This window comes from Frankia sp. R43 (genome assembly GCF_001306465.1).
Classification (GTDB): Bacteria; Actinomycetota; Actinomycetes; order Frankiales; family Frankiaceae; genus Parafrankia; species Parafrankia irregularis.
Genome location: NZ_LFCW01000006.1, coordinates 740711 through 754283, shown reverse-complemented (window position 1 = coordinate 754283; position 13573 = coordinate 740711). Strand labels below are relative to the sequence as shown.

At 69.0% G+C, this 13573-nt stretch carries 15 protein-coding genes; 11 read left to right on the top strand and 4 right to left on the bottom strand.

What is annotated here, in order from left to right; all coding sequences use genetic code 11:
• Positions 1–98 precede the first annotated feature (98 nt).
• The 8 genes from ACG83_RS44590 to ACG83_RS27535 are packed head-to-tail and all read left to right on the top strand — an operon-like array spanning position 99 to position 9149.
• On the top strand, positions 99–947 hold the full coding sequence (locus ACG83_RS44590) for a hypothetical protein (protein WP_054569103.1): 849 nt from the start codon (positions 99–101) through the stop codon (positions 945–947).
• Positions 940–1653, top strand: coding sequence for an HAD family hydrolase (locus ACG83_RS27565; RefSeq protein ID WP_054569102.1), 714 nt, complete (start codon positions 940–942; stop codon positions 1651–1653). The genes ACG83_RS44590 and ACG83_RS27565 overlap by 8 nt, the downstream gene beginning before the upstream one ends.
• Positions 1650–2540 (top strand): hypothetical protein, encoded by an 891-nt coding sequence (locus ACG83_RS27560; protein WP_054569101.1) that lies wholly within the window; start codon positions 1650–1652, stop codon positions 2538–2540. The genes ACG83_RS27565 and ACG83_RS27560 overlap by 4 nt, the downstream gene beginning before the upstream one ends.
• Entirely contained in the window at positions 2537–3343 is an 807-nt protein-coding gene (locus ACG83_RS27555) for a hypothetical protein (RefSeq protein ID WP_054569100.1), read from the top strand. Before ACG83_RS27560 ends, ACG83_RS27555 begins: the two co-directional genes overlap by 4 nt.
• Positions 3340–4476, top strand: a complete 1137-nt coding sequence (locus tag ACG83_RS27550; protein WP_054569099.1) for a glycosyltransferase — start codon at positions 3340–3342, stop codon at positions 4474–4476. The genes ACG83_RS27555 and ACG83_RS27550 overlap by 4 nt, the downstream gene beginning before the upstream one ends.
• Entirely contained in the window at positions 4473–5525 is a 1053-nt protein-coding gene (locus tag ACG83_RS27545; RefSeq protein WP_054569098.1) for a phosphotransferase enzyme family protein, read from the top strand. The genes ACG83_RS27550 and ACG83_RS27545 overlap by 4 nt, the downstream gene beginning before the upstream one ends.
• A 29-nt stretch (positions 5526–5554) precedes the next feature.
• Positions 5555–8266 (top strand): hypothetical protein, encoded by a 2712-nt coding sequence (locus ACG83_RS27540; RefSeq protein ID WP_083473596.1) that lies wholly within the window; start codon positions 5555–5557, stop codon positions 8264–8266.
• 43 nt (positions 8267–8309) lie between these two features.
• Complete coding sequence (locus ACG83_RS27535; protein ID WP_054569096.1) at positions 8310–9149, top strand: hypothetical protein; 840 nt, start codon at positions 8310–8312, stop codon at positions 9147–9149.
• Positions 9150–9169: 20 nt separating this feature from the next.
• On the opposite strand, the gene ACG83_RS27530 is transcribed toward ACG83_RS27535, so the two are convergent.
• From ACG83_RS27530 to ACG83_RS27520, 3 genes are all read right to left on the bottom strand, one after another.
• A complete protein-coding gene (locus tag ACG83_RS27530; RefSeq protein ID WP_054569199.1) occupies positions 9170–9664 on the bottom strand; it encodes an NUDIX domain-containing protein in 495 nt (164 codons plus the stop codon).
• 176 nt (positions 9665–9840) lie between these two features.
• Positions 9841–10392 carry an ATP-binding protein gene (locus tag ACG83_RS27525; protein WP_193209793.1) on the bottom strand — a complete coding sequence of 184 codons (552 nt, stop codon included), beginning with the start codon at positions 10390–10392 and terminating at the stop codon, positions 9841–9843.
• The gene (locus tag ACG83_RS27520; protein ID WP_054569095.1) at positions 10389–10745 is read right to left on the bottom strand and encodes a VOC family protein; all 357 of its coding nucleotides are present in this window, start codon (positions 10743–10745) and stop codon (positions 10389–10391) included. Before ACG83_RS27520 ends, ACG83_RS27525 begins: the two co-directional genes overlap by 4 nt.
• 71 nt (positions 10746–10816) lie before the next feature.
• Here ACG83_RS27520 and ACG83_RS27515 point away from each other — a divergent pair, with 71 nt between their 5' ends.
• Positions 10817–11404: an NUDIX hydrolase gene (locus ACG83_RS27515; RefSeq protein WP_200931381.1), complete on the top strand. Its 588-nt coding sequence runs from the start codon at positions 10817–10819 to the stop codon at positions 11402–11404.
• Positions 11405–11541: 137 nt separating this feature from the next.
• Here the strand turns inward: ACG83_RS27515 and ACG83_RS44585 are convergent, their stop codons facing one another.
• Positions 11542–12078, bottom strand: a complete 537-nt coding sequence (locus ACG83_RS44585; RefSeq protein WP_131799620.1) for a hypothetical protein — start codon at positions 12076–12078, stop codon at positions 11542–11544.
• Here ACG83_RS44585 and ACG83_RS45535 point away from each other — a divergent pair.
• Positions 12073–12249 carry a hypothetical protein gene (locus ACG83_RS45535; protein ID WP_161934798.1) on the top strand — a complete coding sequence of 59 codons (177 nt, stop codon included), beginning with the start codon at positions 12073–12075 and terminating at the stop codon, positions 12247–12249. The genes ACG83_RS44585 and ACG83_RS45535 overlap by 6 nt on opposite strands.
• A 508-nt stretch (positions 12250–12757) precedes the next feature.
• Positions 12758–13570 carry a trans-aconitate 2-methyltransferase gene (locus tag ACG83_RS27505; protein WP_054569093.1) on the top strand — a complete coding sequence of 271 codons (813 nt, stop codon included), beginning with the start codon at positions 12758–12760 and terminating at the stop codon, positions 13568–13570.
• The last annotated feature ends 3 nt before the right edge of the window (positions 13571–13573 follow it).

Here is a 13573-nt window from a genome sequence, read left to right as displayed (position 1 = left end):
CGCTGACAGATCCAGGCCACAGCCGGGTCGACGCCAAGCCGGACGACGCGACCCAGGTCGTCCGGCGAACCTCACATATGGATCAAGGAGGGTGCGCCGTGACCAGGGGCTGGTTGATCCGCAGCGCTGGCACGCGTCTGGAAGTCAAGGGCGCGCCGCACCTGGGCAGGTGGTGGCCCATACTCTCGGCACAGATCCCCGGTGTCTGCGGCCCGCCCGCCGACGGGCACGGCGGACCTGATGCGCTCAGGATCAACGACTCGGCAGGGCCGGCCGACACCCGTCGAATCATCAACGCTGGGCTCCACGTCGGGCATCTCGGTACCGAAACACTGAGCGTGCATGGGGTCGCGGTGGCAAAGGCGGGCCAGGCGATGCTGTTGATCGGCGACCACGGCGCCGGAAAGAGCCTCACCGCCCTGGGCATGATCCAATCAATGGGGTGGTCCCCGGTCGCGGGAGACACCTGCCTCGTACGACTCGACGCCCGGGGCGTCGCCGTTGTGGTGGGAGGCACCCGCGCCTTCGTCGTACGGCGCGCTGACGTGACGCGCTGGTTTCCTGCTCTCGCTTTCGCCGAACAGGACGGCGAGCTCGTGGATCTCGCCGTGAGCCTGCCCGGGTTCAGCGGTGGGGCACCCAGGCTCGCGGGCATTGTGATGGTGGCTGTCGATGGCGGAGCATTCGGGTCACCGCCGGTGGCGTGCGACGAGCGCGTGGCAATGAACGCGTTGTGTCGTGCGAGCGGCCATCTGCTGGCCAAGGTCCTCGACGATGCGGCTGCGGACCCGCTGTCGCTCCTGGAAAGCCCGGATCTGGTCCGCCGCAGGATGCAGCTGGTGCGCCTGCTCGCGTCCACCGTGCGCTGCTGGTGGGCCCGCGGCACCCCAGACGTGCTGGCGGCGGCGGTCGAGTCCCTGGCACGCGAGGGGGCCAGCCGTGGGTGAGCGAGCGGTGGCCGCGGTGGCGCTGGACTTCGGCGGCACGCTGGCCGAGCCTGGGCCGTCGCCATCCGGGCGCGATGTCGTGGCCGTGCTGGAGCATCGTCTGGGTCGTCCGAGCCCCGCGGGGCTCGAGGAGGCGGTCGAGGAGGCTCGGGCCGAGGCCAAGGCCGCGTATCGGAGAGGTGTCCAGACGCCGTGGGAGGTGATCCTCACCGCTGCGTGGCGCCGTCTGGGCCTCGAGACACCGGACCTGGCAGCGGTGGTTGCCGCCCTGTGGAGGGCCGTGCCTGATGGTGCCGTAGATCCGCGCGCCGCGCGGGCGGTCCAGGCGCTTCGCGGTACGGGACGGACGCTCGTCCTGGCGTGCAACACCCAGCGGCCGGTCGCCCACCGGCAACGCACCCTCGCCGCCGCCGGGCTGGCGGGGTGTTTCGACTCCCTCGTGCTGTCGAGCGACTTCGCGGTCGCTAAACCCGACCCCCGGTTCTATGCCGCCGTCGCCGACGCTGCCCGGGGCGAAGCCGAATGCCCGCCGGAGATGATCCTGTTCGTCGGCGACACCGTCGGCCTGGACGTCCTCGGCCCACGCGCCTTCGGGATGCGGGCCGCGTTGGTGTGCTCCGGGCCTCGGCCGCATGGCCTGCCAGGCGACACCCCAGTGATCACTCACGTGGGGGAACTCCCCGACCTCCTGGAACGGTGGCCATGACCAGGTCCACGCATGCGGGGGCCCGGATCCTCTTCCGGCGCGGTGCCGCCGTCGTCGTGCCACCCGTGTCGGTGCCACCAGGTTGGTCGACCGCGTGCTACAGCGTGGTCAGCCCCGGGACCGAACTGCGACGCCTGGCCGCCACGGTGAACGGCGCCGATCACGAGGCCGGGTACATGACGATCGTCGGTCGGCCAAGCGGTGACCAGCTGCTGATCCCCGTGCCCCACGGCGCCGCCGCCGCACCCCGTGACCCCCGTGGGCTGCCCGTGCCGCAGGGCGCCCGAGCCGAGCATGTCGCGGCTGCCCGCTTCCAGGTGATGGCCGCTCTGGGCCTGGACAGTTGGGTGGCACACTGCCGTACCCACCGCACGGTCCTGGTCCTCGGCGGTGGCCCGGTCGCGGTGGGCTGCGCTCTGGAGCTCGCCCGGCTCGGCGTGGCCCAGGTCGAGGTCGTGACCCAGCACCCGCGGCCCGCTCTGGCGACCTTGCCGGGCGTCACCGTGCTGGCCGAACCGCCGCGTGCGGCGTCGCAACCGATCGTCATCGACTGCACCGGACGAGCAGCGCAGGCTCTGACACTGACAGCGCCGGGCGGGCTTCTCGGGCTGCTGGGAACGCCGGCAACGGAGGCGGACCTGTCCGCTGCGGCCGTGCACCGACACGGCGCTGTCGTAGCAGGGATGCACGAACTCGCCGGCCACGATGGCGAGATGCGGCGGGCGATGTTCCAGACAGCGCTGCGCTGGGTCACCGCCACCGTCGACCCCGACGGTGCGCCGGGCTGGTTCGCCCGGATCCCGGGCGAGCAGGCCGGGCCGTTCTACGCCGCGCTGGCCGGGTCGCGGCGGCCCGCCGCCCCGTTCGTGATCCTGGAATGGTCATGACCGGCACACCACCGACGGCCATCGGGCTCTACAGCATCGGCATCCGCCACATCGAGCTGGAGGACCTGCTCGCACTCGCGACAGCTCACCAGCTTCCCTTTCTGCATCTGCGGGGCGGCCCGCGCGGGTTCGACGTCGCCAGACGCGACATCGCCACCCTTAGCCGTTGGGCTCGCCGATGCCGGATGGGTGTGCCGATCACCATGGTCACCGCGGACCTCGACCTGGCCGACTTCGTCCGGCCGGGCACGGAGACGTACCAGCAGGCGAGCGCCGAGCTTGACCGGCTGGGGCGCGCCGCCGCCGTGCTGGGAGCCCGCGCGGTCCGTCTGCTGGCCCGGCGCGTCCTCGACGAATGGCAGTGGTCCGACCTGGCGGTGCCGGATCTCGCTGCCCCGTACGGGCTGACCACGCTGGTCGAGTTGCATGATCCGGCGTGGTTCACGGCGGACGCGCTCACCTCAGCCGCCGCGCACCTCAAACGCACTTCGGGGCTCGAAGTCCTCATGGACACTGACCAGGTCCACCGCGCCTGGTTGTGCTCCGCCATCCCCGACGCTCTTGCCGGAAACCTGTCACAGCTCGTCCCACATACCGGGGCCGTGCACGTCAGCGACAACGGCGACGGCCTGACCGGCGCCGGCCACCGGATCGTGGCACGGACGTTCGGGGCCCTGAGTCACGACAGGTCTGTCGAGATCGCGTTCGAGTGGACGGGTGCCGACCGCGACCAGCAGAGCTGTCTGGTGCGGTACCGCCGCGCCGCCGCCTGGTGGCGCTCCGGTCTGGAGGACCGCCCATGACGACGCCGACCCGCCGATGGGTGATGATTACGGACTATCCGCGCTGGCCGAGTCCGTACTTCGCGCACCTGCACCGGCACGCCCCGCCGGCACTCCCCTTGGATTTCAGCCCGGGCCTCGCGAGCCTGAAGGCGACACATCCGCCCGGGGTGGTGAACCTTCACCGGCTCAAGCGGCTTTACCACGATCCCGCCGAGGGGGTCCGCACACCACGGGCCGCCGCCGAACTGCTGGCGGCCCTGGCCCGGCTGCGACGCGCCGGATGGCGCATCGTGTGGACGGTCCATAATCTCCACCCGATCGACGGCGGCGCGGTGACGGACACCGACGACGCCGTGGCCCAGGAGGTTCTCGGCCTCGCGGACCTCGTCCTGTGCCACACGCACGCCGACGGGGTGTCACTGCGCGCGCGAACGGGCGCGGACGTGCGGGTGGTCGGCTGGGCCGGGCTGGACGACCCCGGGCAGCCGCCGACTGGAGCCATCGCCGCGATGGTGGAGCAGGTAGGCGGCGACGAGCCGCTATTCCTGCTGATGGGCCACATCACCCGGTACAAGGACGTGCCCGCCACGGCCGCGGCCTTCCTCGCCCACACCCACCGTGCACGGCTGCTCATCGCCGGCGCCAGCCGTGATCCCGCGATATCGGCTGATCTTGGGCGCGTCGTCGCGGGTTCCGGCGGCCGGCTGATCTGGTATCCGCATCGGGTGCCCCCGGAGCAGGCCGGCCACCTCTACGCCTCCGCGCACGCCGCTGTCTGCCCCTACCGGACCGACGCAGGTTACGGCTTCTTCGCCGACGTGCTGCACCCCAGTTCGGTGACCACGGCCACCTGCTATCGGGTACCGGTGATCGCCCCCGACCTGCCCGCAGTAAGAGAAATCACCCAAGGTCACTCTCGGTGGCTGGCACCCGCCGAGGACGGCCTCGGCGGAGCGCTGGCCTCCGCCGAGGCGATGCTGACATCACCGGGACACGCCGCCGGCCCGCCGGCCCGCCGGCCGCCGGGCGAGTCGGCCAGCCGGTGGAGACGCATCGGCCAGATCTACCAGGCACTCGCCGCGGAACTGCTCCCGGGTGAGCCGCCCCCACACCGACCACGCCCACACCTGACCGGAGACCACCGTCGATGACTGATCTCACCACCGACCCGACAACCTTGATCGCTGACGTTCTCACACGCAGCTACGGGCTCACCCCTCAGCGCCTGGACCAGCTCCCCATCGGGCAGGGCACGATCAACTACCGGGCGACGTGCGCGGACGGCGACGTCTTCGTTAAGAACTACCTTCCAGGCACCGACCTGACCGGCGAGGCCGACGCGATCGAGCTGTCGGCGCTCGGCGGACAGCACGGTGTGCCGGTCGCCGAGCTGCTCCGTAACAATGCCGGCCACCTGATCGACGCCAGCACCCCCTACCCGATATCCGTGTGGGAATGGATGCCCGGGAAGGTCGTCACCACCGCGCTCACCGCGGGCCAGGCACGTGGCGCCGGCAACGCCCTCGGCCTCATCCACACCACCTTCGCGGCCCTGCCCGCGAGCGCCGCACCCTCCACGCAGGCACGCAGCTGGCTCGCCGTCGACGTCGCCGAGCTTGCCGCGACCATCGACCGCCTCACGGACATCGCCGAGGCCCGCCTCGCGACAGGCCCGGTGGACTCGTTCGACGCCGTCGCCGTCCGCACCCTCGCCGAGCGGCGACAGGTTCTCGATGAGATCCCCCGCCTCCTGGCTGACCTGCCCACGCTCACCACACAGGTCCTGCACGGCGACTACAGCCCGGTCAACCTGCTCTTCGACGACGACCGCCTCCGCGCGGTCATCGACTTCCGGCCGCCGGACCCGTTCTTCCTGGCATACGAGCTGGGCCGGGTCGCCTTCTACCCCAACACCGTCGCCACGACGACGGACTGGCTCGCCACGGCCCGCACACTGATCGAAAGCTACCTGGAGGCCAACCCCCGAGCTGCGGCCGACGACATCCGCGCCTGCGCCCGGGTCGCGCTACTGCAGCTGCTCACCAGCCTGTACGGCGTCAAGCAGCACTACCTCAAGCCGGGCCTGTTCCAGGACGCCCTCGACGAGTTCTGGCTCCATCGCCACCGGGCCGCGCGCATCCTGCTTGACCACCAAGCCGCCACCGACGCCCTTCTCCACGAGCTGACCGCACGCCGCTGACACCGCCGCCGCCCCCAGCGAGGGACATCATGACCACTCCAGCCCTGACAGCCGCACCGCGCGACCAGGAATGGCGCGTCGTGCACGGCCCGCTGAGCCCAGACGAACTACGCGCGGCGCTCGTGCAGATCACCGCCGCGCACGGACTGCCGGTCGAGTTTCCGCACCCCGACACAGCGGTCGTGCCGTTGAGCGGTGGCGCGCCAGCGGACCTCACAGTCCGCTGGCGCGCCACCTACCCGCCCGTTCCGGACGCCCAAGCCCACCCGCTGGAGTCCGAACCGCACCTTGAGATCCTGCTCGACTCCCACCCCGCTGGCGCACGGGAAGCGGCCCGGCTCATCGACGAGCTGGTGATGCGGCTACGCCGCCACAGCAGCGGCGAACTGGACCGCATCCGCGCCCATCTCCCGCTCATCGACCGGTACGCCACCACAGATCTCGGCCTCGAATGCTGGGCTCTGATCTTTCGCGATCACTACGTCGAGAACACCCTCGGCTTCCTGCTGGCCATCCACCGCGCAGGAATCCCCGCATCGAGGATCTACGCCCTCGCCAAGGGTGACCGCACCCAGCGGCGCGACCGGGTCCACGCCACCCTGCTCGCCCACGGCATCGCCAGCGCCGTCCTGGACAACACGGCCATCAACGCGCCCGAAAGCCACCACAGCGAACTGGCGGCAGCGCGGGCAGGCGTCGATGCCTTCATCGATGGCGCCCACGCCGCCGGATGCCGGGTGCTCGTCATCGACGACGGCGGGTTCATCGCGCAGGGCTATGGCAGCAAGGACGCCTCCCGGCGTGTCGACGCCGCCGTCGAGCTGACCGTCTCCGGGCTCAAGCGCATCGCCGCCGCCGGGCCATTGGCGATCCCAGTGCTCAATCTCGCCCGCTCCGAGCTCAAGACCCGGCTCGGCTACCCGGAGATCGCGGACTCCTGCGCCCGCCGCCTACGCAGCCTGCTGGCCGCCCACAAGATCATCGGACGCCAGGTGCTCGTGATCGGTTTCGGCGAGCTCGGCTCCCGGCTCGCCGGGAACCTGCGCGCCCAAGGCGCCCAGGTCCACATCGTCGACACTGACCCGCTCGCTCTCATCCTCGCCGCCGAGTCGGGCTACCCCACCCACCGCCGTGTCGCCGATGCACTACGCGCGACAGCCCCGTTCCTCATCGTTGGCACCACGGGGGATGACGCCCTGACCACCGCGGACCTGGCGCTCCTGCGCGACGACGTGTTCCTCGCGCCCTTCGCCACCCAGGACTTCAGCCTGCTGGCCACCACCCGCTACGCAGAACAGGCCACGCCCATCCCCGGCATCGGGCGCAGGTACCGTCTCGCCGGCGGGCACCACGCCACCGTCCTCGGCGACGGCCGGTCACTCAACCTGTACGAAGCCGACGCGATACCCAACCAGGGTTACGACGCCTACCGAGCCGGCACGCTGATCGCCACCGGTTGGCTCTGCCGCACCGCTGACCAGCTCACACCTGGAGTGCACACCGAGGCCGTCGACGACCTCCTCCGATCGGCCGGGCTCTACGAGGCGTACTACGACACCTACCTCGCGGGACCGCCAGCCCGCGATCCGGCCCCGACCGGTGATGCCCGCACCACCCCGTCCGATGTCAGCGGGCTGCACGCCTGTGTCGTCGGCTACGGCGTCGCCGGACGCCTGCACTCTGAGATCCTCGCCAAAGCAGGCGCCTCGCTGACCATCCTCGATCCCAAGCACCAGGACCTTCCCCGGGGATTCCGTAGTTTCACCTCCGGCATCGACGGGCTGCCCGACGCCGTCGCGTCGGCCGTGGCGCTGTGGTCGATCTGCTGCCCCACCGCCGATCATCTGCCGGTCCTCCGCGCCATCCTGGGCCGAGACCCGGCGGCACGGATACTGCTGGAAAAGCCTGCCTGTCAGGGACACGAGATCGCGGAGCTGACCGCGTTGCTGGCAGCCCACCGTGGCGCCCGGCTGGCCCTCGTCGATCAGTACCGACACAGCCGCGCACTCGACACACTGCGTCGACTCATCGCCGAGCTGGAGCCCGACGCGCCGCTCGACCACATCGGCATCACGTTCAGCAAGGACCGCACCGCCGACATCGCCCGCGGTCGCTTCGTCGATCGCTCCTACGGCGTGCTCGGCTACGAATGGCTGCACATGCTCACCGCGCTGCGCCAGTTTCTGCCCGCCGACGCCTGGGCCACCTACCTCGGCGACGACCCGCGGCGCTGCGAGCTGACCGCCACCTACGACCCGCGCATGTTCGTCTCCGCGCTGACCGAAAGATCGACCCTCGCCGTCGACGGCCATGCCACAAGCCTCGAACTCGCCTCGACGATCACCGGGTCTACCATCGTCCTCGGCGGCGCGCCCAGGACCGGACAGGTCAGCGACCGCCACTGGAGCCGAGGCCGGCGGCCCTCCGACGACAGGCACCGCCACATCACCGTGCACGCCGGGCGAACCAGATTCACCGCACACCTCGACCCCGTCACTGCCCCGGACGGCTGGCAGCTCGACCGCAACCAGCACCGGATCACCGCCCACCAGGACGGCCGTCTCCTGCACGACACGGTCATCGACGACTCGCCACTGCACACCGCCGTCGGTGAAGCGGTATCCCGCCTTCTCAGCGAGGATCCCCTGCCACGGCCGGACCTGGCCCCACTGACGCGCATCGCCTCCCTCGCCCAGTTCCTCCGCGCCCAGCAACCCACCATCGCGCTCACGGCGAACTGAGCGGCCACCACAGCCCGATATCCCCAGATCCTCGGAGACGCTCATGGTGACCCTCTGCATACGGCTCGACGACATTCACAGCGGCACCCCGCCGCACCTGCTCACACTGCTCGACCGGGACGTCTGGCGCGGCCGGCCCATCGTGCTGGGCGTCGTTCCTTTCCCCGCCTCAGGATGTCTCGGCGAGGCAGCGACTCGCCGCGAAGCCTGCGGACACCCACGCCGCTCCCTCGCGGACCGCGGCCTGCGTACCTATTTCGACCAGCAACTCAGCCTCGGGAAGGCGGACATCGCGGTCCATGGACTCACCCATGCCGACCACCCAACCGCTCACGGCCCCGGCACACCCGAACTCGTCGCCCCCAGCCGTAGACGGGTGGATCTACTCCTGCAGGTGTTGCGCGCTTTCCGCGACGATCTCGGCACGTCGACGCTCATACCACCGCACAACTTCATCGACGAGACAGTGGCCGCTCGCTGCACGACCGCGGGGTTCCACCTCAGCCGTGCCCTTATGAACCACGAAGTCCAGGCCCTCGGCCTTGATCCCGACCAGCCGGAAGACCGCGCAGAGGCAAAACGGCGACGCCCCTGCTACACAGCAGGCTCGGCAACGGTGATCTACCAGACCACGTCGGTATCACCCAGAAACATGCGCCAGAACACTCCACGTGAAATCGCGGCATTCGTGATGAACATCGCCAAGCCAGCCGGGATGGGAGTAATCACCTTCCACTGGTGGGACTTTCTCCACGACAACGGCACGATCAACGAAGCCTTCGCCACGTTTGCATCCCATTTCCTGGATGCCTGCCAGCATCTCGGCGCAGACAGCTTTACCAGCATCGCCGACCTCGCGCGCACAGCCTGCGGATCTCGGTGAGTGTCGCGTTCAGGCTGGCGTCACCCGGCACCGAATTGATCATCACAGCGCCGGCTCCCGGCCGCAGCGAGGAGCGCCGCGCGGTTCTCGCTGATGAAATCCTTGATCTTCGCGGGCCTGAGGTCGTACTCGGCGAGCTGATCAAGCGGTATCCGCTCCACCTCATAGCCGCCCCGGCCGGCGTCGGCGTACTCATCACCGGATCGCAACGACGCATCGAGCCTGATCAAACGAGCCGCGAAGAAGTACTGCACGGACTGGCCGCCATCAGCTGGTGTCGTTACCAGCGTCACCTCCTGACCCACGACAGCCGTCGCGCCCAGTTCCTCCAGCAGCTCACGCTCCAGCGCCGCCTGCCTGCTCGGATCGTCCGACTCGATCCCTCCGCCCGGCGTCGTCCAGTACGGCGCCGCCCCGGGCTTGGTCCGTTTGATCGTCACCAGCCGGGCCTCGTCATCGATCAACACCGCACGAGCCGACCTGCGCACAATCGGCACCACCGGCCTCGATGCCATCGTGACCTCCTGCTCTAATGCCACCTGGCCTATTTTGATCATGCTGCTGTCTGGGGTTCTCACGGGGTTGGCGGGCTCTGATGTCCGCTGGTCTTCGAAGCGGGGGCAAAGGCACTGGCCTAGCCAGTGGGCTTCCGCTCAACCAGGTTGGCAGTCACCGTGCCCAAGGTGGCTGATCAGAACGATCCGGGTTCGATGATCTCCTCGCCCTCGCGGTGAGGGGCCTCAAAGCGGGCGTAGAAGTCGTCGAGCGCGGACTCCGTCACCGTCAGCGCGTTCGCATCGTCCCGCAGGTTCCGCGCCGCCAGGCGCCGCAGTAGTTCCGGATGGGGGACGGGAAAGTACAGCAGCCGCCACTGCCCGCCGGCGTCCTCGACGACCTGTTTCCACTCCCGACGGGTGGAACGCAGCCATAGGCCGTGGTCCAGCACGACGTCCCGCCCCGCTACGACCAGTTCGACGAGGCGGGCACGCACCTCGGTGATGACCGGGGCCTCCAGAGCGAAGTAGTCCCGCTCCAGGTAGTCCACGCCGTATCGGCCGTGCCGGGCATGGACGAGCTCGTCCACGGACAGTCGGACCGCGCCGGCGGGCTCCAGTCGCCAGGTCGCGTAGGTGGTTTTACCCGACCCGGTCAGACCAACTAGCAGGTAGACCACCGGTTCGGCTTTCCCCTCGGAGCCGTTCCCTCGGGCCGGTACCGATGTCTCCACCACGTCGCCGATCATGGTCCTTCGAGGCCGATGACGGTCCCGAACGGGTCGATGATCTGGCAGATCCTTCGTCCTGCCGACACGGTGAGCGGGCCGCGATGGTGAACGCAGCCCGCGGTGAGGAGGCGCCCGCGGGTGGCGTCGAGGTCGGTGACGGCCCAGTAGACGACGGGTGACCCGCCGCGGGGGTTGCGGTCGTCGTCGGCCTGGTGGAAACCGATCTCCACGCCGGCGACGGTGAGCCAGGCGTAGACCGACTCCCCGTCGACGTCGAGATGAACCTCGGCGCCAAGCAGGCCTGCCCACCAGCGTGCGGATCTCTCGGGGTCCACGGCGAAGGTCATGACGGTGGTGACGGGACCGAACATCGGTGGCTCTCCGCAGGCAGGCGATGCTCTGGAGAGGCTACCCAGTCGTGTCCGTTGGCGAGGTCGGTCCGGTGGCACCGGAACCCATCGGGGAAACCACGACGTACACCCTGGCGATCGTCCAGGCATCGCGGCCTCGGCGCCGTGGGCACCGGTACCTCGTCGGGCGGGACGAAGCCGGCTGCCAGACTGGCGCCATGCGCACCCCGCCGCTGCGGAAGGCGGCCCGAGCCGTCGTTCTTGACCCCGACCAGCGTGTCCTGCTGCTCCACTACGACGAGAACGACGGCTTCTGGGCCAGCCCGGGCGGGGGCCTGGAACCGGGCGAGGACTACCCCACCGCCGTGCTCCGGGAACTACGCGAGGAACTCGGCGCCGAGAAGGTCGACCTCAGCGCCCAGATCGCCGAACGCAGCACGCATCACCCGGTCGGCGGCCTCACGGTCCGCCAGGTCGAGAAGTACTTCCTCTCGCGTATCGCACCCGGCGACATCGACCCGGACCGAGCCACCCAGACAGACAACATCCGATCCCACCGCTGGTGGACGCTGGAGAACCTGCGGACCACCCGCGAGACGGTCTACCCTCACGGCCTCAGCGAACTCGTCACCTGGGTACTCGCCGAAGGCCCACCCGAGAAGCCGATGATCCTGCGTTGACCCGTGCCCTGGAGGACTCCGCAGTGTGCCCCGTCTCCAGCTCAGGCCTCGTCAGCGGACCTCGCGCGAGGAGCTGGTCATCCTTCCAGGCGCGTAGACGCATCAGCCGGCGTCGTAGCCGCGGATCACCTGCTCGGTCATGACCGGCGGAGGCGCGCAGGGCAGCCGTCGCCGCGTACCCGGCCCGCTCCCCGGGCGAGGGCACCGTCGGCGGCTGTCTCCTCCGGACCGCCGTCGCTGTTCAACTCGCCGGAGCGCATCCACCGCATCAGACGGGCATCGACCAGCCGATAAAGTACGATCAAGGAATCCTTGTGATCATTTGGATTAACGGTCCGTTCGGAGTCGGGAAAACCACCACGGCGGATGCGCTGAAGGCCCTCATCCCACACGCGATCGTCTTCGACCCCGAAGAGATAGGTTTCCTGCTCCGCGACCTCATCCCTGTCCCGACCGGCGACTTCCAGGACCTTCCTGCGTGGCGGCGCCTCACGATCGCTACCATCGCAGAAGTCGTCGAGTCCACCAGCAGAACCGTCATCGCTCCCATGACCCTCCTGGAAGAGGCATACGCGGAGGAAATCTTCGCCGGACTCGCGAAAAGGAGCCTGGACACCCTTCACGTCGCTCTCCACGCGGACCAACACGCCCTCCGGGAAAGAATCGTCATGCACGATCTGTTCCCCGGCGACCCGGAACGAAGCAGCGCCGCCCGCGACTGGCGCCTGAGCCACCTCGCCACCTACAGCGAGGCACTGCCATGGATCACATCCCGCGCCCACCTCATCGATACCACCGATCTCGCACCGGCGGAGACCGCCCAGGCCATTCTGGCAGTCCCCTAGAACTATCGGCGCCTGCACCGCCTCGAAAGCCGCCCTCGAAGGACTCATCCGCGCCCTCGCCATCGAAATCGCCCCACACACCCACCGCAACACCATCGTGCCCGGCATCATCCCCCTCGATCAGGCATCACGCGATCCACGGATCTCGCCCCTATCGTCACCCTGTCGCATGTCAGTGCCACAGAGTTCGACGAGGGGGCCATGCCGGATCACCGCGCCGTACGCCAGCATGGTCGTACCGGCTTCGCTGCGCCTGATCCCCACGCCTTCCCTGATGGTGCTCCAGGCCCTCGGCGCTCCTGTCTCCGACCTGGCACACCTCGGAGACAGCGGGGAGCCGACGTACCCGGAGCCATGCGGGCGGGCACGCGCCGGCCCGAGTCCACCCGGGAGATCGTCCTGATCGGAGACGCACGACACCGCTTGCGGCCGACAACCCACCGGCCACGGTTCACCTTCTCCGCCCACATGTTCGCTGCTAGTCTCGCCGAGATCGCGAAGGATGGGTATGAGCAATTTTGCAGGCGCGGCCGGCTACTACAGCAAACTCCGGCCTGGAATCCCACCCGAGGTTGCCCATGTCCTGACAGACGCCGTGGCTGGTGAGCCTCACCGGGCACTGCTGGATCTCGGGACTGGCACCGGTCAAGTGATTCAGGCCCTCCACGAATCGTTCATCGACATTATCGGCGTCGATCCCGATCCCGAGATGCTGGAGCTGGCAGAGAACAACTGCCAGCCATTTGCCTCCCCAGACAGAATGATCAGATTCTTTAGCGTCTCCGCCGAGAGTTTCACTGCTCCCGCCGGCTGGCAGGCCTCTCTCGTGACCATCTGTCGCGCCTTCCACTGGATGGACCAGCCGCGAGTGCTGGCGTCATTGGAGCACATCATCCACGATGGCGGTGCCGTCGCTATCTTCGGCGACAGCGGCTTCTGGGAGGCCAGCAACGAGTGGAAGAAGGCCGTGCGGGCGGTCATCCAGGAGTTCCTGGGCGAGCAGCGGCGAGCCGGCAGCGGAGTGTTTTCGCACCATGATCTCTCCTACAGTGAGATTCTGTCCGAGTCCCCGTTCCACAAGGTCGAAGAGGTGAGGGTTCCCGTCAGAAGGATCTGGACCGCCGATAGCATCCTGGGCTACCTGTACTCCACCTCTTTTGCGGCACCCCCACTCTTCGGGGCGAGGATCGACTCCTTCGAGGCGCGCATTCGTGAGGTACTCGCCCAGCACTCCAGTTCCGACACCTACGAGGAAGACAACGAGTTCCTCATCCGCCTCGGACGCCCAGGCGCGGACGAGTCTCCGTGCTTGGGAGGATGACGG